Source organism: Halalkalibacterium ligniniphilum (assembly GCF_000334155.1).
GTDB classification, from domain to species: Bacteria; Bacillota; Bacilli; order Bacillales; family Bacillaceae_D; genus Halalkalibacterium; species Halalkalibacterium ligniniphilum.
This window is the reverse complement of record NZ_ANNK01000111.1, coordinates 53823-75092: the sequence shown is the minus strand read 5'-3', so window position 1 is coordinate 75092 and position 21270 is coordinate 53823. Positions and strand designations below refer to the sequence as shown.

Sequence of the window (21270 nt, the reverse complement as noted above, 5' to 3'; positions counted from 1 at the left end):
AACAATGGACGCTCCTACTCATTAATGGCGTTTGTTTGCTAGTCGAGCAAATACGTGTGGTGAAAAAAAGGAAATGTTACAAAAAGCAGAAGGTCTCGTCATTCGCACGAACGATTATGCAGAATCGAATAAGATTCTAACCCTTTATACGAGAGAGTTTGGAAAAATCGGTGTTATGGCAAGAGGAGCAAAAAAACCGAAAAGTCGTTTGGTTGCTGTTTCACAATTGTTTACGTATGGCACGTATTTATTTCAAAAAAGTACAGGTTTAGGCACACTGAGTCAAGGGGATATTATCGATTCATTTAAAGAGGTTCGAAATGACTTGTTTCGGGCCTCTTATGGTTCGTACATTGTCGAATTAACAGATAAGCTAACCGAAGAACGACAGCGAAATCCGTTTCTTTTTGAGCTCCTGTATCAAACCATTCATTATCTAAATGAAGGGATTGATGCAGAGGTGCTGACTCGAATTTTTGAAGTGAAAATGCTTGCTGTGGCAGGCATTAAGCCTGAAATGGATGCATGTGTGAGCTGTGGCTCAACCGACATACCTGCAGCATTTTCCATAAAGGAAGCAGGCTTTCATTGCAAGCGTTGTCTTCATCGAGATGAACATTCGATCCGAGTGACTGAACAAATCGCAAAGCTTCTCCGCCTCTTTTATTATTTTGATCTAAATCGACTTGGACAAATATCATTAAAGCCTGAGACAAAGGCAATCCTAAAACAAATTTTACATACGTATTACGATGAATATTCTGGGCTGAGACTAAAATCAAGAAGGTTTCTTGAACAGTTCGAACGTTGGGACTTGAGTGATCCTGAATAAGCATTGACAGAAGATGTGATTTTCAGTATGATTCAAAGTAACAAAATACGGTGCAATGAGAGAGAGGAGTACTTATCATCTCCACATAAAGCGAGCCTAGGGCGGTGTGAGCTAGGCTGTGGACGGTAAGGAAGGCACTCTTGAGCACGTTCGGTGAGAAAGTGGTACACATGAATCATTATGTGTACAAATAGGGTGGAACCGCGGGAAAAGCTCCCGTCCCTATGTCATGATCGTGGCATAGGGACGGGAGCTTTTTTATGTGATTAGAAGCACCTTTCCACCGAACAGACTGAAGGATAAGCGAAAAAGCTTCGTTTTACGTTCTTTGTCATGCGTTGGCTAGGAGGATTATTACGCTCTCACCGTTTGATATAAACACCGTTTTAAATCGTTGGATACAAATACAAGGAGGAAAGATTGAGATGAATGTGCAACAAATGATTTTAACCTTACAAGACTTTTGGTCAAAACAAAATTGCATCATTATGCAAGCGTATGATACAGAAAAGGGAGCGGGGACGATGAGTCCGTTCACAATGCTACGCACGATTGGTCCTGAGCCGTGGAATGTCGCATATGTTGAACCTTCAAGAAGACCCGCAGATGGTCGGTATGGTGAAAATCCGAACAGACTATATCAGCATCACCAATTTCAAGTTGTGATGAAGCCATCACCAACAAATATTCAAGAGCTCTATTTGGAGAGCTTAAAAGCGCTCGGAATTAACCCACTCGAGCATGATATCCGCTTTGTCGAGGACAATTGGGAAAACCCTTCCCTTGGATGTGCAGGACTTGGCTGGGAAGTATGGTTAGATGGGATGGAAATTACACAATTTACGTATTTTCAGCAAGTTGGAGGGCTTGAAGCAAAGCCTGTTTCAGCAGAAATTACGTACGGAATTGAACGCCTTGCTTCTTATATCCAAGACAAGGAAAACGTCTTTGATCTTGAGTGGGTAGAAGGCTTTACGTATGGCGATATTTTTAAACAACCTGAGTATGAGCATTCAAAATACACCTTTGAAGTGTCTGACAGCAATATGCTCTTTAGTCTTTTTAGTACGTACGAACAGGAAGCACAACGAGCGTTGGATGAAAATCTAGTCTTTCCTGCTTATGATTATGTGTTGAAATGCTCTCACACGTTTAATCTATTGGATGCGAGAGGTGCAATCTCTGTAACGGAACGAACAGGGTATATTGGGCGTGTGCGAAATTTAGCGAGAGCTTGTGCAAAACGCTATTATGAGGAACGGGAGCGGCTAGGATTTCCAATGCTAAAGGAGAAGGAGGCTAACCATGAGTAAACGTGATTTTTTACTTGAAATTGGGCTTGAAGAATTACCAGCCCGTTTTGTTACAAGTTCGATGAATCAGCTTAAGGAAAAAATCCAAGCTTGGATAGAGGAAAAAAACCTGGATTTTGAAAAGATTGAGGCTTATTCGACACCACGACGTTTAGCTGTGTTTGTCCAAGCATTAGCAGAAAAACAAAATGACCTTGTTGAAGAAGCACGTGGTCCTGCTAAAAAAATAGCGTTGGACGACGAAGGACAGTGGACGAAGGCAGCACAAGGGTTTGCCAGGGGACAAGGTGTATCTACAGATGACTTGTTCTTTAAAGAAGTCAATGGTGTAGAGTATGCTTTTGCCAACAAATTTATAAAAGGAAAACAAACAGCGATGCTTCTTCCAGAGTTAAAAGAGCTGATTTGTGGGCTGCATTTTCCTAAAAATATGCGTTGGAATGAATATGATCTTCGGTTCGCCCGTCCGATTCAGTGGCTCATTGCCTTGTATGGAGATGAAGTGATCCCATTTTCAATTACGGAGGTGGAAACAGGAAATAAAACCTATGGACACCGCTTTTTAGGTGAAGAGATTGAATTTTTTCAGCCTGAGAGCTATCGGACAACACTTCTTGGTCAATATGTGATTGTGGATCCGGTCGAGCGAAAAGAAGCGATTCGAAATCAATTGTCATCACTTGCTCAGGAAAATGGCTGGAAGATTCCGGTGGATGAAGGTTTATTAGAAGAAGTAAACAATCTTGTTGAATACCCAACCGCTTTATTTGGTAGCTTTGATGAGCAATTTTTAGCGTTACCGAAAGAGGTTCTAATCACATCCATGCGGGAGCATCAACGCTACTTCCCTGTACAAAAGGAAGACGGCACACTGCTTCCACACTTTGTTACCGTTCGAAACGGTGACCATAAGCACCTTGACAATGTAGTAAGAGGGAATGAAAAAGTACTTCGAGCCCGACTTTCAGATGCATGGTTCTTCTATACAGAAGACCAAAAGCTGGACCTCGATTCGGCGAAGGCTCAATTAGAAAACATTGTGTATCATGAAGAGCTAGGCTCCATTGGCGATAAAGTTCGACGAATTCGTGAAGGGGCTGCTAAAATTTCCGCCTTGATTAAAGCCAATACTGAAACGATCAAGACAGCAGATCGAATTGCTGAGCTTTGTAAGTTTGACCTTGTTACACAAATGGTGTCTGAATTCCCTGAGCTACAAGGTCGAATGGGTGAAGTGTATGCGGAGATTGCAGGAGAAGCAAAAGCAGTCGCACAAGGCATTCATGAACACTACATGCCACGTTTTTCCGGTGACAAATCGCCAGCATCTTTGCCTGGTACCATTGTCAGTCTTGCTGACAAGCTCGATACGATTATAACGTGTTTTGCGATTGGATTAATCCCAACAGGCTCTCAAGATCCTTATGCCCTTCGTCGCCAAGCGGCTGGTGTTGTGCAAATGCTGCTTGATCATCAGCTCGCTGTTAACCTTAATACATTGCTTGAAGCAACGCTTGATGTAGTGGAGCAACGCCAGCTTTTGACAAAACGAAGCCGTGAGGACGTATATCAGGATCTGCGTGAATTTTTTAAGCTACGGGTGAAAAATAAGCTTCAGGATGAAGGAGCGAGCTACGATATTATTGATGCAGTGCTAGACAGTGAGACGTCCCACTTGCCAACGATTGCAGCGAAAGCAGCCCTCCTTTCGGAAAAACGAGAAAGCCCTAAGTTTAAACCGCTTGTGGATAGCTTGAGCCGTGTGACAAACATTGCAAAAAAAGCAGGCGAGGAAACAGAAGTAGACGAAAGCCTCTTTGAAAAGAAGGAAGAACGAGAACTCTTTGAGCTCTACAAAAAAACAAAGGAAGCCGTTTATGCTGCCCTTGAAAAAGGGGATGTAACAGAAGCATATTTGGCCCTTGAAGCTACTCAAGAAGCAATCAATCAGTACTTTGACAACATAATGGTTATGGCAGAGAATGAGGAGGTTCGTGCTAATCGCCTTGCACAAATGAAGGCATTTGCTGAAGTTATTCATGCGTTTGCCGGCTTCCACTTGATTGTCTTTGCATAAAAGATTTCATTTGAGATGAATTAGTGTAATTCGCCGTTTAAATCGTATATAATATTTGAAGAAAATGCATAACACATTTGTGTTATGAAGGCGGTGAGAACGATGGAACTTACAAGTCGTCAAGAGGAAATTGTAGCGATTGTAAAAGACAATGGCCCAATCACTGGTGAACAAATTGCGGAACGGCTCTCTCTTACACGGGCGACGCTTCGACCAGATTTAGCGATTTTGACAATGGCGGGCTTTCTTGATGCAAGGCCGCGTGTCGGTTATTTCTACACAGGAAAAACCGGCTCACAGATGCTAACAGATAAAGTAAAAAACATTACGGTCCAGCAGTACCAGTCGATACCTGTTGTTGTTCAGGAATCGGCATCCGTGTATGATGCGATTTGCTCGATGTTTCTTGAGGATGTGGGGACATTATTTGTCGTAGACAAAGAATCGACCCTTGTTGGTGTGCTTTCTAGAAAAGATTTGTTGCGGACAAGTCTTGGCAAGCAAGCATTAGAATCAATTCCTGTAAGCATTATTATGACGAGAATGCCAAACATTACGATGTGTAAAAAAGATGACTATATCATAGATGTAGCGAAAAAGTTAATTGATAAGCAGATTGATGGTGTACCAATTGTTCGAGAAGTTGATCGTGGTTCGGGATATGAAGTGATTGGACGGGTAACAAAAACGAATATTACATCCCTGCTTGTAGACCTATCGAACGATGAGATCATTTAGTCTGAGTAGACAAGGAGGTTATCATGGTGGATTTTAATCAGCGCCCTGTAGTCTATGTCGTCTCAGACTCAGTTGGTGAAACAGCTGAACTTGTTGTAAAAGCTGCTGCCAGTCAGTATAGCGGTACAGGTGTCGAAGTGAGACGAATTCCATACGTGGAAGATAAACAAACGATTGATGAAGTCATCCTATTAGCAAGACAAGTAAAGGCAATTATTGCCTTTACCCTCGTTGTACCAGAAATTCGGAATTATTTAACTGAAAAAGCGAAGGAAGCAAACGTGGAGACCGTTGATATTATTGGTCCGATGATGGACAAAATTGGCTCGATTACAAATGCGGCGCCTCGCTATGAACCAGGCCTTGTCTATCGACTGGATGAGGATTATTTCCGAAAGGTCGAAGCGATAGAATTTGCTGTCAAGTATGATGATGGCCGCGACCCCCGTGGCATTGTACGGGCAGATCTTGTTTTAATCGGTGTATCTCGAACATCGAAGACACCATTATCACAATATTTGGCCCACAAACGATTAAAAGTGGCGAATGTTCCTCTTGTACCTGAAGTAGAACCACCAGAGGAGCTTTTCCAAGTATCGCCACAAAAATGTATTGGCTTAAAAATCAGTCCGGAAAAGCTAAACGATATTCGTGCAGAACGCTTAAAAGCATTAGGATTGAAATCACAAGCTAACTATGCGAACATTGATCGTATAAAAGAAGAGCTTGCATATGCAGAAGACATAATGAAACGTATTGGTTGCCCAATTATTGATGTATCAAATAAAGCGGTTGAAGAAACGGCAAACTTAATTTCAAATATGGTTCAACGTTCATAAAAAGTGTAAGAAGATATTAATTAACGATCATGTTGTAAGGAAACACCCCGAAGTTCGGGGTGTTTTCAAGTTGTTATTAAAAAAGGAAAAAAATGCATCAATTGTCTAGATCATATTTCATGAATTCTTCAGAAGATTGCATTCAAAACACTAGCCAAATAATGAAAAACGACGTATAATAAAAAATTGTGAATTTAGAATGAAAGCTTCTAAATTAGGCATAAAACAAAAAAAGAACAAATAAATTGAAGATGTCAAGTTTTTTACCGTTGTTTTTGGCAATGATAGTTAATGAAAATGGGTGCAAGAAAGCTCGACACATTTTTTGTATAAGCAAATTTAAAGCAGGATTCTGTAAGGAGATGTAGAATAAGGGACACATGACCAAGGAGAAAGTAGAAAATAAGCTGCAAATTTATGTCGATGCAGATTCTTGTCCAGTCAAAAATGAAATTGAAACAGTTGCTACAGAGTTTGAATGCGAGATAACGTTTGTTTCATCCTATGCACACCAATTGGCAGTATCCAGTTCTTCGAAAGTAGTAACGGTTGACGCTGATCGAGAAGCTGCTGATTTGTATATTGCCAATCACTGTTATGGGCAAGAAATATGCATTACTCAAGATTATGGACTTGCCGCACTGCTTTTGCCTAAGAAAGTGATTGTGCTTTCCCCACGAGGAGAACGGTATACTGAAAGCCGGATTGAACAGATGCTAGATGCGAGGCATCATTCACAAAAGCAAAGGCGTGCAGGTGGAAAAACGAAAGGACCAAAGAAGTTTACATTTGAAGATCGCCAAAGGTTTTTACTAGAGCTAAAAAAAATTTTAGCGAAAGAAGCAGGAAAACCGCAAAAAAACTCGAAACTAGATCATTCATCAGAATCGTAAGCTTGGTGATGAAGCAATGAATCCTCGTATACCACAAGAAAAGATAGAAGAAATTCGCCGATCTGTTGATATTGTCGAAGTGGTTAGTGATTATGTTCAATTAAAGAAGCAAGGTCGTAATTACTTAGGCCTCTGCCCCTTTCATGGTGAAAAGACACCATCATTCACGGTTTCTGCTGATAAACAGCTATACCATTGCTTTGGATGTGGAGCAGGGGGGAATGTATTCACCTTTCTTGAAGAATTAGAAGGGTATTCATTTATGGAAGCTGTACAACAGCTTTCAAAGCGGGCGAATATTTCGTTACCAGAATGGGGGAATGCCGAAAAAAGCGAACGCCCAACTCTACAAAACGAGTTAATAACTGGTCATGAATTTGCCGCAAAGTTTTTTCATCATGTTTTGACATTAACAGAGGAAGGTAAGCTTGCTCGCCAATATTTAAAAGAACGAGGCTTTACGAGAGAACAGATTGACCATTTCCATCTAGGCTTTGCCCCTGATCATTGGGACGCCCTTGCAACGGTCTTTCAAAAACGAAAGATGGATCTTGAGAAGATGGAGCAAGGTGGTTTACTACTTCGGAGAGAATCTGATGGGAAGGTGTATGATCGGTTTCGTAATCGGGTGATGTTTCCAATCTGGGACGGAAAAGGGAATGTGATTGCATTTGGCGGACGCATCTTAGGTGATGAAAAACCGAAATACTTAAATAGCTCCGAATCAGCAATTTTTCAAAAAGGAAAGACACTCTATGCGTTTCATTTAGCGCGACCGACCATACGGAAAGAAAATGAAGCGGTGCTGTTTGAAGGGTATGTTGATGTCATTGCAGCGTGGCAAGCAGGTATAAGAAATGGAATCGCTACCCTTGGCACATCACTTACAGATGAACAGGCGCGCCTTGTCCGCCGCAATGCGGAAACGGTCATTCTTTGCTACGACTCAGATAAAGCAGGTACAGAGGCAGCGTTTCGTTCAGCTGCAATTTTAGAGGCTGCAGGTTGTATCGTAAAAGTGGCGATGATGCCCGAAGGTCTTGATCCCGATGACTACATTCAAAAATATGGGTCAGAACGATTTAAAATGGATGTAATAGGGGCAAGCTTAACATTAATGACCTTTAAAATGCGTTATTTGCGTAGAGAACGTAACCTTCAAGATGAAGGAGAACGGATGCGCTATATCGAAGAAGTATTGACTGAAATTGCAAAGCTGCCAAAAGCAGTAGAACGTGATCATTACATGAGGCAGCTCGCGAGTGAATTTTCACTATCCTTAGAAGCATTGAAGCAAGAACAATATCAAATTTATCGCTTAATGAGGAAGCGTAAGGAAAATCGACTGGAGAAAAGCCGCGAAGTCACGTCAATGCGGAAAGATTTTGAGCAAAAACGTTTGCTTCCAGCTTACCAAAACGCAGAGCGAATACTTCTAAGCTATATGATGAAAGATGAGCAAATAGCTGAAACGGTGCAGGAACGAATTGGTGGAAATTTTAATGTTGATGAGTATCATGCCATTGTTGCACATTTATATGCGTTTTATGCAGAGGGGCATGCCCCTAATCCGAGCCAGTTTATTCAACGGCTTGGGGATGAGACACTGATTCGAATTGCAACAGAAATAATGATGCTTAACGTGAATGAGCAACTCTCTGATCAAGAGCTTAATGACTACTTGAAGCAGATTGAAACCTATCCTAAATGGGTAGAGATACGACAAAGGGAACAACAACTAAAAGAAGAAATGGATCCGTTGACGGCTGCTAAATTACAGATGGAAATCATTGAGAGAAAAAAGCAGCTCAAATTGTAACGTTTCAAACGAATAGCGTGTTGTGAAGAATGGAAGGAGGGGATCGTATGGCAGAGAAACCATTGCGTCCACTGGCGGAAGGTGAACTTTCCATCGATCAAGTAAAGGAACAATTAGTGGAGCTAGGCAAAAAGCGAGGAATGCTAACCTATACAGAGATTACAGAGAAGTTAGCTGCTTTTGACCAAGATTCTGAACAAATGGATGAGTTTTTTGAATACTTGGGTGAGCAAGGCATTGACATATTGAATGAAAGCGATGAATTGCCGAACTTACAACAAGTAGAGAAAGAGGAAGAATTTGATTTAAACGATCTAAGCGTCCCGCCTGGAATTAAAATTAATGATCCTGTTCGTATGTATCTAAAAGAAATTGGTCGGGTACCATTGCTTTCCGCTGAAGAGGAAATAGAACTTGCTAAGCGAATTGAACAGGGGGACGAAGAGGCAAAACGTCGTCTTGCAGAAGCGAATCTGCGTCTTGTTGTTAGTATCGCCAAGCGATATGTAGGTCGTGGTATGCTGTTCTTAGATTTAATTCAAGAAGGAAATATGGGTCTTATTAAAGCGGTTGAGAAGTTTGACTATGAAAAAGGGTATAAGTTTAGTACGTATGCTACTTGGTGGATTAGACAAGCAATTACTCGTGCGATTGCGGACCAGGCAAGAACGATTCGTATTCCTGTTCATATGGTGGAAACCATTAACAAGCTAATCCGTGTTCAACGTCAGCTTCTTCAAGATCTTGGTCGAGAACCATCTCCAGAAGAAGTGGCGGAAGAAATGGATTTAACACCAGATAAAGTACGAGAAATTTTAAAGATTGCTCAAGAGCCTGTCTCCTTAGAGACCCCGATTGGTGAAGAAGATGACTCACATTTAGGTGACTTCATCGAGGATCAGGAAGCACTTGCACCATCTGATGCAGCTGCCTATGAGCTTTTAAAAGAGCAATTAGAGGATGTTCTTGACACGCTAACAGATCGGGAAGAAAATGTATTGCGTCTTCGCTTTGGACTTGACGATGGTCGCACACGGACTCTTGAAGAAGTTGGAAAAGTATTTGGAGTCACAAGAGAGCGGATTCGTCAAATTGAAGCAAAGGCGCTCCGAAAGTTACGTCATCCAAGCCGAAGCAAGCGTCTTAAAGATTTCTTAGAGTAAAATTTGTTGATGAGCCCTTATGAAAGACATAGGGGTTCTTCCCTTTCCATCTACGTTTTACGCAAGTCCTACCTTTAGGAGGAAAAAGATGGATTCCAATCGAAAAGATATCATCGTTCGTGAAATCAATTATTGGAAGCAATCAAAGTTATTGCCTGAACACTATTGTGATTTTCTACTGACACTATATACTGAAGGTGAGCAGGAGGAGAGTAAAAAGTTTTCTAGAAAGCTGAAAATGAGTAAGCGTTCTATTTTCCTGTTGGCTTCCGTTATTGGATTATTCTTACTCACACTTCTTGTCATTTATTTTACTGATTTTTCTATTGCAATGCAAATCGGTTTCGGTTTCTTTTTGACATGTTTTGTATTATATCTCGGTTATCAGGTTAGATTATCTAACCAGAGCCTTGCTCATTTAGCTTATTTTATGGCAGCGCTTTTATTATTCGTGCTTACACTTAAAGGAGTACATAGCTTGTTCGGTGAAAATCGTTTAACGAATGGCGTGACTGTACTTATTCACTGTTCGGCATGGATGTTTATCGGATGGAAATGGAAAATTCCATACTTTTTGCTTGCTGGTGGAGCTAGTATGATTTTACTTCTCTATTTTTGGTTTGTTTAAAAAAGAGTGACAAAAAACGCAAAAATGATGGAAGCTCTTTTCTCTTTGTCCGATTTCATATAAAATATAGAGGGTAATCTTAACCGTCTACATAACGACGTTTAAATGACTGACTCTTAGAAAAGGGGGATAAGATAATGAAGGGAAGACCACTCTTACCGTTTGCGATTATTGCAATAATTGGTATTCTTGTTATGATTTCACTTTCGTTTGTTGGTCTTAACCAACGTGCAGAAATGAATAGCGAAGAAACGGAAGAAGAAGTAACAGAAATTGAAGATCCGATTGCTGCAGGTGAGCAGATGGTACAAGCATCTTGTATTGGCTGTCATGGTGGTGACTTAAGTGGTGGAGCTGGTCCAGCACTAACGTCATTAGAAGGGAAATATAGTCAAGAAGAAATTGCTGATATTGTTATGAAGGGAATGGGTGGAATGCCACCTGTAAATGATAACGAAGTGGAAGCTGACGCAATTGCTCAGTACTTGCTAAGCATTTCTGAATAACCATTACTTACAAGCGAGGGAGAAATAACATCCCTCGCTTTTAGTTTGGTTTTGACTCGTTGCTATGATAGAGGTTGCATGGTGTCGGAGCAATCGTTATGATAGACGGAGATAAATGAACAGACAGGTGACGATGAATGAATGAAGTACAATTATCCGCACGATTACGAAAGGTTGCAAGTTATGTACCAAAAGGGAGCAGAGTTGCAGATATTGGCTCTGATCATGCGTATCTCCCTTGTTACTTATGCTTACAAGGGATTGCTTCTGCTGCCATTGCAGGTGAGGTGAATGAAGGACCTTTTCAATCAGCACGTCAGCAAGTAGCCAAAGTAGGCCTTGAAAAATCAATTGCTGTTCGAAAAGGAAATGGACTAGCCGTTTTAGAGCCTGGTGAGGTGGATGTCATTACAATTGCAGGAATGGGAGGTACACTTATTACAACCATTCTTGCTGAAGGTAAGGATAAGCTTGAAGGAGTTTCTCGTCTTATTTTACAACCAAATGTACACGCAAAGGCCATTCGTGAGTGGCTACTCGAGTCGGGCTGGAAGCTTGTTGCTGAAGACATACTTGAAGAGGATGAAAAAATTTATGAAGTCCTTGTGGCTGAAAAAATAACAGATTCGACAACCTCCATAGCTAATAAGGAAAAGTTACTCCTTTTAGGACCTTTTCTTATAAAAGAAAAAAATCAGGCGTTTCAAAAGAAATGGATGATGGAAAAAGAGAATTGGAAGAAGGTATTAGCACAGCTCGACAAGGCTCAATCTACTCCTGAACTTGAAGAGAAGCGAGATGAGTTAAAGCGAAAGATTCAATATGTAGAGGAGGCTCTAAAAAATGAGTAAGATAGCGAATGGTCAAACGATTATTCAGCTCTTTGAAAGCTGGTCACCAAAATCAATGGCTGTAGAAGGAGATAAAAACGGTTTAATGGTCGGTACATTAAACAAGCCTGTTCATAAAGTGATGACGGTACTAGATGTAACAGAAGAAGTCATGGATGAAGCTATTAAAGAACACGTTGACTTGATCATTGCCCATCATCCACTCATTTTTCGACCGTTGAAAAAAATCGACACAAACACAACCTATGGTCGTATCGTTCAAAAAGCGATAAAGCATGATGTGACAGTCTATGCAGCTCACACCAATTTGGATGTGGCAAAAGGTGGCGTGAACGATTTGATGGCTGAAGCGTTAGGACTAGAAAAGGTAGAAGTACTTGCTCCAACAATGGAAGTCTCCTTATTAAAAGTGGTTGTCTTTGTTCCTCATTCCCATGCAGACAGCGTACGTGAGGCAATGGCAAAGGCGGGAGCCGGTCATATTGGTGATTACAGTCATTGCACGTTTAACAGTGAAGGGAAAGGAACCTTTCTTCCTGAGGCTGGTACGAATCCTTTTATTGGCGAGCAGGGGACGCTTGAAGTGGTTGATGAGCTGAAAATTGAGACCATCATTCCAGCAACGCTTCAGAAAAAGGTTGTTTCAGCGATACTAAAAGCACATCCTTATGAGGAACCGGCTTATGATATTTATCCATTAAATAACGAAGGAGAAGTATTGGGGCTAGGACGAATTGGTTATTTAAAAGATGAGATGCCACTAAGTCGCTTTGCAGAGCTTGTAAAAAAAGCATATGATGTAAAGACAGCACGTGTTGTCGGTCCCCTCGATACAAGGATTAAAAAAGTTGCTGTTTTAGGCGGTGACGGGAACAAATACATGAATCAAGCGATCTTCAAAGGTGCTGATGTCATCGTAACAGGTGATGTTTATTATCATGTCGCCCATGATGCGCTGATGGATGGATTGACGATTGTCGATCCAGGTCATAACGTTGAAAAAATCATGAAACAAGGCGTGAAAGAAAAGCTTAGTCTGATGTTAGCTGAAAAAGGATATGATACCGAAATTATTGCTTCTGCTATCCATACAGACCCGTTTCAATTTGTCTAAAAGCATTTTTAAAACCTCTCGCCGGGAGGTTTTTTCATGTTTGACAGATGCGCAAGCAAAAGCCATGCGAATGTACATTTACTTGGAAATACGATAAAATATAGTACACCAACTAAACCAACAAGCTTACTCGATCTAGTAGATAAGCGACAGAAGCCTTTCGGATGAAAGCGATCAGCGATGTGTTGTTTTTTCTATGAAAAGGGGTGGAGCTTCCGTTCAAGTTGATGAGACAATGATGCCCCCCCGCTCACACTGCCTTCATTGAAATGGTGCACAGAATGACTGACGAGCTCGATTTCACCCGTATGGGAAGAGCGTTTTGTTCATGCTGGATTCTAAGGAACCACATCATAACCTACTCATGTTAGGAGAGAAAGTAATGGAATATACTCAAGATATGAAAAATCGTTTAAAACGCATTGAGGGACAAATTCGTGGCGTACTACGATTAATGGAGGAAGAACAAGATTGCAAGTCCGTCATCACGCAAATGTCTGCGGCAAAATCAGCAATGGACCGTGCAATGGCTTATATTATTGCTAAAAACATGCAACATTGCTTAATTGAGCAAATGGAAAAAGGGGAAAATACCGAGGACATTGTGGAAGAAGCGATTAACCTTTTAGTGAAAAGCCGTTAGAGGGAGGAACCTTTAATGGCTTTTTTTAAAAAGATGAAAGGATAACACTTCAAAGCTGTCTAGAGCAAGGTACCAGCATCTCGAGTGCCAGCGATTCCTAAAAATATGGCAATTGTCCCGGCTGGCTGTGGTGTTTTCTTTTTCTTCATTTAAGTGTCATAAAACAGTCAATCCCAGCGCGAGCCAGATGACGTTCGTTCGATTATAATAAAAGCTAAGAACTATGTGAAACATTTCACTAATTCCTCATGTCATAAAAATTGGGGGCAAAAATTATATGAAGGAACTAAAAAAAATTGCTGACGCGCAGAAAACAACAAAGCTTTTTTTGTATATTTTAGCTGTATTAACAGGTGTAGTCGTGATTGGACAAGCTTATTTTATTGTTACAATTGTGGACCGTGTGTTTTTAAGAGGTCAGTCGTTTCAAGAGATTGTTCCGTTTTTAGCGGGGTTATTGTTGGTTCTTTTCGGACGAGTTGGGCTCACTTATTTGAGCGGGCGTACAGGTGTTAAAATGGCTGCAAAGGTGAAGGGGGATTTTCGAAAGGCACTTGTGAGTAAATATTCAAGGAATCCGATACAAGCAGCCTTGAAGGGACAATCTGGCCAAAAAGTGAGTATTATGATGGATGCAGTAGATGAGATTGATAGTTATTTTAGTCGCTACGTCCCACAAATGATTCAAACGTCCATCGTCCCATTGATGATACTGATTGCTGTCTTTACGCAGCACATTTATTCAGGACTGATCATGATTATTACTGCGCCGTTTATTCCACTATTTATGGCGATTATTGGGATTCGGACCCAGAAGAAATCAGAAGAGCAAATGGAGAAGCTCCAGGCATTTTCAGGACGCTTTCTTGATACTTTACAGGGATTGACGACGCTTAAGCTATTCGGACGCGCCCAGGAACAAAAGGAATCGATCCGTAAAAGCAGTCTTGGCTTTCGCGATACGACGATGGACGTATTAAAAATTGCGTTTATCTCTTCCCTAATGCTGGAGTTTATCTCTATGTTGAGTATTGGGCTGATTGCCCTTGAAATTGGTTTGCGACTTGTATTGTTTGAGAGCATTTCCTTTTTTGCTGCCTTCTTTATTCTTGTGCTGGCACCTGAATTTTATCAATCATTGAAGGATTTAGGAACTGCATTTCATACAGGGAGAGGCAGTATGGGTGCTGCAAAAAAAGTGACAGAAGAATTAGCAGAAACAGAGCGGGGGGTCCATTGGGGAGAGGTGAAATTAATGGTCGGCTCAACACCTCCAACCATTGAATTGAAAAATGTAGGCTTCCGCTATGGAGAAGATGGCTTTATGTTACGGAAGATTAAGACAGTGATTCCTCCATACGGTCAAATCGCGATTGTCGGACGAAGCGGTGCAGGGAAGTCAACGCTTTTGCATTTGCTCGCTGGACTGATCAGCCCAAATGAAGGAGAACTCTTAGTCAATGGAAGACCGTTATCAGATTATGAAGAAAATGATTGGTTTAAGCAAATAAGCTATATTTCCCAGCATCCATATCTTTTTTCAGGAACCATTGCAGAAAATATTGCTATTGGCGGAAAGATTGATGCTTCAAGGGCTGAGATAGAAAGGGCTGCGGAAAAGGCAGGCATATCGACAATGATTCAAGCCCTTGAGAACGGGTATGACACGATGATTGGAGAAGCTGGTAGAGGACTTTCAGGTGGAGAAAAGCAACGGATCGCAATTGCAAGAGCCTTTTTAAAAAACCCGTCAGTCATTCTTTTTGATGAGCCGACAACAGGCCTTGATCTTCACACAGAACGAATCTTACAAGCTTCGATTAATGAATTGTCCCAGTCTTCAACGGTAATTACGGTTGCCCACCGCCTTCATACGATTAAAAATGCAGATACGATTATCTTTCTAGCTAACGGCGAACAAATTGCCGAAGGGACACATGACGAGCTGATAAAAACGGTGTCAGAATATCGTGACATGGTATCCGTTCAGAGGGGAGAGAGTTAAAATGAGGGATTTAGCTGAAATTATAAAGCTAACTATGGCAGAGAAAAAGGATATCTTCTATTCAATTATCTTTGGGTTTTTGGCTGGGATCGCTGCTGTTGGTCTTTTTGCTTCAAGTGGGTACTTAATATCAAAAGCGGCTCTCGCTCCCCCTCTGTATGCATTAACGGTGCTAATCGCCTTATTGAAGCTTTTTGGTTTCGCAAGGGCGTTGAGCCGCTACGGAGAGCGTTACTTTTCTCATCGAGCAACGTTTTCAATATTAAGTCATTTACGTGTTTCGTTTTATGAAAAGCTGGAGCCGCTAGCACCAAACATTTTTCAAAAATACCGAAGTGGTGATCTACTCTCTCGGATTGTTGGTGATGTGGAAAGTCTACAGCATTTCTTTTTGCGCGTGTATTATCCACCCGTCGTTTTAGTCATCGTCTTTTTAAGCACCATCGTTTTTACGTCCTTGTATTCGATTTATGTTGCATTCATTTTGCTTGGAGGCTTGCTTCTTACAGGGTTTATCATTCCTGCATTATTCGCATTAAGTCAACGAAAAATCGACAGTCAAGTAAGAGAGGGACGAGGGAAGCTATCAACGGATGTGACAGAGTTTCTGTATGGCTTTCGAGATTTGAAAATTTATCAGAAGCTTGAAGAAAAGGAACAAATGCTTACCCAATCTTCTGCTGCCTACATCAAAGAGCAGGAAAGAGAAGGCGTTCAGGCGATGTTTAACCAGTCGATGAATATGATGGCCACCCTTGCAATTTCATGGCTTGTGCTTGCACTGGGTGCTTACTTAGTCGTAAATGGACAGCTGGATGGTCTTTTCCTTGCAATGCTCGTGATGATTTCTTTAACCGTTTTTGAAAATGCGACACCTATGGCTGTATTACCGAGTCATCTTGAGGACAGTCGGCGAGCGGCGGCACGACTTTTTTCCGTTGTTCGAGAAGAGTCTGTACAAGAAGAGGCACCTACGCTACATTTGCCTGAGCATACTGCATTAGAGGTTGAAATGAAAGGTGTAAGCTTTACATTTCCGAGTGAGACACGGTTGGCGCTGAACAACGTATCAATCCGTTTGCCGGCTGGTTCAAAAACTGCAATCGTCGGACCTAGCGGCTCTGGAAAATCCACGTTGCTGCAGCTATTATTAAAGATTCAGCGAGCTAATCAAGGAGATATTCGGGTCAATCATACGAGTGTTGATTCAATTGCACAAGAGGAGCTTTGGAAAAAAACAAATGTTGTTTTACAGGAAAATCATTTTTTCTTTGGTACGATCCGTGAAAACCTTGAGCTGGCGAAAGACGATTTAACAGAAGAAGAAATGAAAGAGGCTTTAAAGAAGGTAAAGCTTGATTCGTTTTCTTTATCTGATCAAGTCTTTGAAAAAGGAGCGAATCTATCTGGTGGGGAGAAGCAACGCTTAGCGATAGCCAGGGCGATGTTAAAGGGGGCACATTTATGGCTACTGGATGAACCTACATCCTCAGTTGATGCTTTGACAGAACAATTTATTTACGCTCATCTCTTCCAGCAAGCGAAAGATGATACAGTGATTCTCGTTAGTCATCGTCTAACAGGCTTAGAGTCTATGGATCAAATTATTGTGATGGAACAAGGGACGATTATTGAATCAGGGACATTTTATGAGCTAATGGAAAAAAAGGGTTATTTTTATGAGTTGAAGCAAGTAGAAAAAAGCGTGCTTATGTAAGCGAAAGGACAGGGAAGAACATTAAAACAGAAGGGTTTCATAAGGGTTTCATATCGAAAAAGCAGCTGGATTTCCAGCTGCTTGATTGTCATTTATTTTTTTGCTTTCACTTTAGGTAAAATCTTTTCAAGCGTTATTTTCCGTTCAGGCTTCCAAGTAGAGTCATCCTTTGGGTCGTATTGTTCGAGAAAAGCAATGACTTCTTTCGTAATTGGGGTAGGTGTTGAGGCTCCAGAGGTTACACCGACAGTCTCCACTCCTTCAAACCAATCCTTTGAAAGCTCAGAGATGTCGCCAATTCGATAAGCTTTCGTACCAGCAATTTGCTCGGAAACTTGAGCAAGCCGATTTGAATTATTGCTCTTAGGGTCACCGACAACGATCACGAGATCGCAATCTTTCGCTTGTTCAGCCACAGCCTCTTGGCGAACTTGAGTTGCGAGACAAATTTCATTGTGTACCTCAGCTGTTGGATAACGTTCCATTGCTTTCTTCATAATGTCGGCAACATCCCACTGACTCATGGTCGTTTGATTCGTTAAAATCAGTTTATCGGTCGTAATATGGAGCTTCTCAACATCTTCAACGGATTCAACAAGATGAACGGCATGTGGAGCAACGCCAATCGCTCCTTCAGGTTCAGGATGTCCTTTTTTACCGACATAAATAAATTCGTAGCCCTCTTGTGACTTTTCCCGGATAAGGTCGTGGGTTCTCGTAACGTCAGGGCATGTGGCATCAACGACTGTAAGTCCTTTTTCTTTGGCGAGTTTCCGAACATCTGGTGAGACACCATGTGCAGTAAAGATGACGGTTCCTTTATCTACTTGTTTTAATATTTCCAAGCGATTCGTACCATCAAGAGAAATAATCCCATCTTCTTCAAACGCATCGGTTACGTGCTTATTATGAACAATCATACCTAAAATGTAGATCGGACGTGGCAAGTCCAAGTTTTGCGCAGCTTGCCTTGCAAGAACCATCGCATCGACTACGCCGTAGCAGTAGCCGCGTGGGGAAATTTTAACAACTTTCATGACAGGCCTCCTAATGAAAAGCGTATAAAAAAATGCTTTTCTGGCAAAGTGGCTTTCTTTTTTATTCGTCACATATTATAAAGGAGAACTGTCCATATGACAATCACTACGCTTGTTTTGCTTCAAGAAGGGTCGTATCAATAAACTCATATGCTTGCTCTTCGGTCATATCATTGACAAGAATGAGCTCGCTTACGAGCATTTGTTTTGCTTTTTGGAGATGGTTACGATCTTGGATATGAAGGCCATTGGAGCGCTCAGCTTGCTTTTTTGAGAGGCTCGATATTAAGTGTGCGGCATCGATAATGCTTCCGCTTTTCAACAGGTTTTCACTTTCTCTAGAAAAATGACTTGTAGAAGGTGGAATTTCTGGCCCGCTTTTTAACGCTTCAACAAGCTTTTCAATCTCGCTCTGATCAATGATCTTACGTAAGCCAGATTGCTCAATGCGATTTTCAGGGAGCATGACTTTTACATCGACAAGAGGGAAGTGCAGGATGAAGTATGAGTGGGTTTCACCAAGGACATCTTTTTCTTCAATGTCTTTGATTGTTCCAGCACCATGGTAAGGGTAGACAACATGATCACCAATTTTAAACATCAGCATTCCTCCATCTAAGTTATAGTTTTATTGTACCATAAATAAACCAAAATATAAAATTCTACTACCAATCCATAAAGCTTGTCAATGATTTTACTCGATTTTTTGGGTTGATCAAAACTTAAACATATAGCTTCGGACCAGGGACGCTAGAATTTGCTTTTTTGTGATTATCTCGTGTCATTCTATTGGATGGAACTCTTTTATTAATAGTGGATGTTTTTTCTGACCTCGTTTGTTTCGAAGCTTCAGAAACAGCTGATCTTCTCACTTTTTGTTGGGACTGTGATGTCTTTTTTTGAGAGATTGGTTTTTTCCGTTGTTGTGTTGTTGATTTGCTGGCTTTTGCTTTTGGCTGAGGCGCTTTCTTTGCTGAATCGGTTTCATCAATCGTCTTGGTTTGAGCATCTTTCGGATCCGTATCCGTCGATTCATCATTTGGATTACGACGGAACATGGATAAAATGGTGGGTGCGTTCCGAATCAAAGGGCCATATTGTTGGACCATTGGTGTGACTTGCTGGGCGACACCAATTACTTTTTGTGCGTTTTGTAGCACCGACATCATACTCATTCCACCTTGTGATGCCGCTGGGGCTGCAACGTTTGCTAGAGGTGCGGAAACAGTGCCAAATCCACTTGCTGCATTTGTTGCTGATGCAATAGGGTTAAAGCCTTGTGCCATTTGTGAACCACGGGCGAGCCGACTTCCTCCAAGTAAACGAGATAAAAGTCCACCAGTCCTGCGAGCACCCATCATTCCAGTCATATTTTGAGAACTTTGACTAAAAAAGGGAGCCATTCCTCCTCTTGCAACATTCATCGCTTGTGGAGCTTGCATATATAAATTTTGTGATGGTATTCCTGAAAAAAGCGAGGGGGGAGTGGGAGGTGTAGGAGCTCTCATAAAGGGTTGCATGGTAGGTCCCATCCTTTCTCTAAGTTGAAACTCTTTATCATTACATATATGCAGCGCCTTTAAAAAGGTGATGTTTGGTTATTAGGAAATATCGGGAAATAACAACGAAAGTTTCCAAGAGAAAAGACAATTGATTAAAGTATGAAAAGAACAAAGAGATATTTCAATGGTCATTCGCTTTCCTTCAATAAATTATGATAAAATAAACTATTGTGACGTAAAGTACTGGAGAAAGTAGGAGAAAAAATGAAATCAGCTAATTTTCAGCGATTTAATATAAAATCATTTTTATTACATGCTTTAGATGAACAAGGAATAACGCATCCGACTGACATTCAGGAGCGATTGATTCCTGCTATACGGAATGGTCGAGATGTGATCGGCCAATCACAAACAGGAACAGGAAAAACATTAGCGTTTTTACTGCCAATTGTTGATCGGATTGCAGTGGAAAAACAAGTGGTTCAAGCTGTGATAACAGCGCCTACTCGTGAGCTTGCAGGTCAAATTTATTCAGAGCTAGAACGTTTATTGGCACATTGCCCTGAAAATGAACAAATTCAAGCAAGGCTTTTAGTTGGCGGAACCGATCGGGCACGGATGATTGAAAAGCTTAAGCAAGCCCCGCATATTGTTGTAGGGACTCCTGGAAGAATTGCCGATTTAATCGAGGAGCAAGCTCTTCATGTCTATACGGCTGAAATGCTTGTTGTCGATGAAGCGGATCAAATGCTTGATATGGGCTTTATTGCTGATGTGGATAAGGTTGCTTCACGTATGGCAGAACAATTGCAGATGATGGTATTCTCAGCAACCATTCCTGAGAATTTGCAACCATTTCTTAAGAAATATATGAATGATCCAAGGCATGTTCATGTCCAACCTAAAAATGTAACAGCCGCAAAAATTGAGCATCGAATTGTACCTTTGCGTCATCGAGATAAGCTTCAATTGGTGACAGATCTAGCGAAAGCCTTGAATCCGTTTTTGGCGATTGTTTTTACAAATACGAAGGAGCAAGCTGAGGAAGTAGCTGGCGCCATGATTGAGGCAGGTTTAAATGTGGAGAGACTTCATGGTGGTCTGCAGCCGCGCCAACGAAAACAGGTCATGAAGCAAGTTGTTGAATTGAAAGTCCAGTATCTTGTTGCCACAGACTTAGCTGCACGGGGCATTGATATAAAAGGGGTTTCTCACATTATCAATTATAGTCTTCCGAAAGACTTAGACTTTTATGTTCATCGTGTCGGTCGTACAGCAAGAGCCGGTGCGGATGGGATTGCCTTAACGATTTTTGAGCCTTCGGATGAACAAGCTATCCAAAAATTAATCAAGCGCGGCATTTCCTTTACGTATTTTGACTATAAAAAAGGGGAGTGGCAGCAGCTTGAAAAAGCGCCTTTAGGTGTTCCAGGTAAACGAAAACCAGCAAAAGGGTCGGCAGCGACTTCAACTTCAACAGGGAAAGCAATTGCAAAACCGAAAAAGGTAAAGCCAGGATATAAAAAGAAGGCTCGTATGAAAAAAGAACAGGAAGAGCGTCGTCAAAGAAAAATAAATCGACGTAAATAAGTG

Annotated in this window: 20 protein-coding genes and 1 other annotated feature; of the genes, 17 read left to right on the top strand and 3 right to left on the bottom strand. The window is 41.3% G+C overall.

Annotation, left to right across the window (positions count from 1 at the left end):
• Positions 1-73: 73 nt before the first annotated feature.
• The 16 genes from recO (at position 74) to cydC (ending at position 17138) form a co-directional block, all read left to right on the top strand.
• Complete coding sequence (recO, locus tag BLT_RS0113895; RefSeq protein WP_017728381.1) at positions 74-832, top strand: DNA repair protein RecO; 759 nt, start codon at positions 74-76, stop codon at positions 830-832.
• Between the two features lie 46 nt (positions 833-878).
• Positions 879-1059 (top strand) — a binding site (T-box leader).
• Between the two features lie 198 nt (positions 1060-1257).
• Positions 1258-2145 carry a glycine--tRNA ligase subunit alpha gene (glyQ, locus tag BLT_RS0113890; RefSeq protein ID WP_017728379.1) on the top strand — a complete coding sequence of 296 codons (888 nt, stop codon included), beginning with the start codon at positions 1258-1260 and terminating at the stop codon, positions 2143-2145.
• Positions 2138-4222, top strand: coding sequence for a glycine--tRNA ligase subunit beta (gene glyS, locus BLT_RS0113885; RefSeq protein ID WP_017728378.1), 2085 nt, complete (start codon positions 2138-2140; stop codon positions 4220-4222). The genes glyQ and glyS overlap by 8 nt, the downstream gene beginning before the upstream one ends.
• Before the next feature lie 102 nt (positions 4223-4324).
• Positions 4325-4960, top strand: coding sequence for a helix-turn-helix transcriptional regulator (locus BLT_RS0113880; protein ID WP_017728377.1), 636 nt, complete (start codon positions 4325-4327; stop codon positions 4958-4960).
• A 23-nt stretch (positions 4961-4983) separates the two neighbouring features.
• On the top strand, positions 4984-5799 hold the full coding sequence (locus BLT_RS0113875; protein WP_017728376.1) for a pyruvate, water dikinase regulatory protein: 816 nt from the start codon (positions 4984-4986) through the stop codon (positions 5797-5799).
• A 380-nt stretch (positions 5800-6179) separates the two neighbouring features.
• Positions 6180-6692, top strand: a complete 513-nt coding sequence (locus BLT_RS0113870; RefSeq protein WP_017728375.1) for a YaiI/YqxD family protein — start codon at positions 6180-6182, stop codon at positions 6690-6692.
• Positions 6693-6708: 16 nt separating this feature from the next.
• Entirely contained in the window at positions 6709-8511 is a 1803-nt protein-coding gene (gene dnaG / locus BLT_RS0113865) for a DNA primase (protein WP_017728374.1), read from the top strand.
• 47 nt (positions 8512-8558) lie between these two features.
• Positions 8559-9674, top strand: coding sequence for an RNA polymerase sigma factor RpoD (rpoD, locus tag BLT_RS0113860; protein ID WP_017728373.1), 1116 nt, complete (start codon positions 8559-8561; stop codon positions 9672-9674).
• An 88-nt stretch (positions 9675-9762) separates the two neighbouring features.
• The gene (locus BLT_RS24255) at positions 9763-10302 is read left to right on the top strand and encodes a hypothetical protein (RefSeq protein WP_017728372.1); all 540 of its coding nucleotides are present in this window, start codon (positions 9763-9765) and stop codon (positions 10300-10302) included.
• A gap of 137 nt (positions 10303-10439) precedes the next feature.
• Positions 10440-10808, top strand: coding sequence for a cytochrome c550 (gene cccA / locus BLT_RS0113850; RefSeq protein WP_017728371.1), 369 nt, complete (start codon positions 10440-10442; stop codon positions 10806-10808).
• Between the two features lie 137 nt (positions 10809-10945).
• Complete coding sequence (locus BLT_RS0113845) at positions 10946-11659, top strand: tRNA (adenine(22)-N(1))-methyltransferase (protein WP_017728370.1); 714 nt, start codon at positions 10946-10948, stop codon at positions 11657-11659.
• Entirely contained in the window at positions 11652-12773 is a 1122-nt protein-coding gene (locus tag BLT_RS0113840; protein ID WP_017728369.1) for a Nif3-like dinuclear metal center hexameric protein, read from the top strand. The genes BLT_RS0113845 and BLT_RS0113840 overlap by 8 nt, the downstream gene beginning before the upstream one ends.
• Before the next feature lie 36 nt (positions 12774-12809).
• Complete coding sequence (locus BLT_RS24720) at positions 12810-12941, top strand: hypothetical protein (RefSeq protein WP_017728368.1); 132 nt, start codon at positions 12810-12812, stop codon at positions 12939-12941.
• Between the two features lie 214 nt (positions 12942-13155).
• Positions 13156-13416: a metal-sensitive transcriptional regulator gene (locus BLT_RS0113835; RefSeq protein ID WP_017728367.1), complete on the top strand. Its 261-nt coding sequence runs from the start codon at positions 13156-13158 to the stop codon at positions 13414-13416.
• 277 nt (positions 13417-13693) lie between these two features.
• Entirely contained in the window at positions 13694-15421 is a 1728-nt protein-coding gene (gene cydD, locus BLT_RS0113830; RefSeq protein ID WP_017728366.1) for a thiol reductant ABC exporter subunit CydD, read from the top strand.
• A gap of 1 nt (position 15422) precedes the next feature.
• Positions 15423-17138, top strand: coding sequence for a thiol reductant ABC exporter subunit CydC (gene cydC, locus BLT_RS0113825; protein ID WP_017728365.1), 1716 nt, complete (start codon positions 15423-15425; stop codon positions 17136-17138).
• 92 nt (positions 17139-17230) lie between these two features.
• On the opposite strand, the gene BLT_RS0113820 is transcribed toward cydC, so the two are convergent.
• The 3 genes from BLT_RS0113820 to vrrA form a co-directional block, all read right to left on the bottom strand.
• Entirely contained in the window at positions 17231-18175 is a 945-nt protein-coding gene (locus BLT_RS0113820) for a 4-hydroxy-3-methylbut-2-enyl diphosphate reductase (protein WP_017728364.1), read from the bottom strand.
• A 106-nt stretch (positions 18176-18281) separates the two neighbouring features.
• A complete protein-coding gene (locus tag BLT_RS0113815; protein WP_017728363.1) occupies positions 18282-18776 on the bottom strand; it encodes a CarD family transcriptional regulator in 495 nt (164 codons plus the stop codon).
• Positions 18777-18897: 121 nt separating this feature from the next.
• Positions 18898-19578 carry a VrrA/YqfQ family protein gene (gene vrrA, locus BLT_RS0113810; RefSeq protein ID WP_161603247.1) on the bottom strand — a complete coding sequence of 227 codons (681 nt, stop codon included), beginning with the start codon at positions 19576-19578 and terminating at the stop codon, positions 18898-18900.
• Positions 19579-19941: 363 nt separating this feature from the next.
• On the opposite strand from vrrA, the gene BLT_RS0113805 reads away from it, so the two are divergent.
• A complete protein-coding gene (locus tag BLT_RS0113805; protein WP_017728361.1) occupies positions 19942-21267 on the top strand; it encodes a DEAD/DEAH box helicase in 1326 nt (441 codons plus the stop codon).
• Positions 21268-21270 lie beyond the last annotated feature (3 nt).

Coding starts and splice junctions, on each gene's coding strand:
- glyS (WP_017728378.1), top strand. CDS start 2,138: ATGAGTAAACGTGATTTTTTACTTGAAATTGGGCTTGAAGAATTACCA.
- BLT_RS0113835 (WP_017728367.1), top strand. CDS start 13,156: ATGGAATATACTCAAGATATGAAAAATCGTTTAAAACGCATTGAGGGA.
- cydC (WP_017728365.1), top strand. CDS start 15,423: ATGAGGGATTTAGCTGAAATTATAAAGCTAACTATGGCAGAGAAAAAG.
- BLT_RS0113840 (WP_017728369.1), top strand. CDS start 11,652: ATGAGTAAGATAGCGAATGGTCAAACGATTATTCAGCTCTTTGAAAGC.
- BLT_RS0113875 (WP_017728376.1), top strand. CDS start 4,984: ATGGTGGATTTTAATCAGCGCCCTGTAGTCTATGTCGTCTCAGACTCA.
- glyQ (WP_017728379.1), top strand. CDS start 1,258: ATGAATGTGCAACAAATGATTTTAACCTTACAAGACTTTTGGTCAAAA.
- vrrA (WP_161603247.1), bottom strand. CDS start 19,578: ATGGCTCCCTTTTTTAGTCAAAGTTCTCAAAATATGACTGGAATGATG.
- cccA (WP_017728371.1), top strand. CDS start 10,440: ATGAAGGGAAGACCACTCTTACCGTTTGCGATTATTGCAATAATTGGT.
- BLT_RS0113870 (WP_017728375.1), top strand. CDS start 6,180: ATGACCAAGGAGAAAGTAGAAAATAAGCTGCAAATTTATGTCGATGCA.
- BLT_RS24255 (WP_017728372.1), top strand. CDS start 9,763: ATGGATTCCAATCGAAAAGATATCATCGTTCGTGAAATCAATTATTGG.
- BLT_RS0113815 (WP_017728363.1), bottom strand. CDS start 18,776: ATGTTTAAAATTGGTGATCATGTTGTCTACCCTTACCATGGTGCTGGA.
- rpoD (WP_017728373.1), top strand. CDS start 8,559: ATGGCAGAGAAACCATTGCGTCCACTGGCGGAAGGTGAACTTTCCATC.
- BLT_RS0113880 (WP_017728377.1), top strand. CDS start 4,325: ATGGAACTTACAAGTCGTCAAGAGGAAATTGTAGCGATTGTAAAAGAC.
- recO (WP_017728381.1), top strand. CDS start 74: ATGTTACAAAAAGCAGAAGGTCTCGTCATTCGCACGAACGATTATGCA.
- BLT_RS24720 (WP_017728368.1), top strand. CDS start 12,810: ATGTTTGACAGATGCGCAAGCAAAAGCCATGCGAATGTACATTTACTT.
- BLT_RS0113845 (WP_017728370.1), top strand. CDS start 10,946: ATGAATGAAGTACAATTATCCGCACGATTACGAAAGGTTGCAAGTTAT.
- BLT_RS0113805 (WP_017728361.1), top strand. CDS start 19,942: ATGAAATCAGCTAATTTTCAGCGATTTAATATAAAATCATTTTTATTA.
- dnaG (WP_017728374.1), top strand. CDS start 6,709: ATGAATCCTCGTATACCACAAGAAAAGATAGAAGAAATTCGCCGATCT.
- BLT_RS0113820 (WP_017728364.1), bottom strand. CDS start 18,175: ATGAAAGTTGTTAAAATTTCCCCACGCGGCTACTGCTACGGCGTAGTC.
- cydD (WP_017728366.1), top strand. CDS start 13,694: ATGAAGGAACTAAAAAAAATTGCTGACGCGCAGAAAACAACAAAGCTT.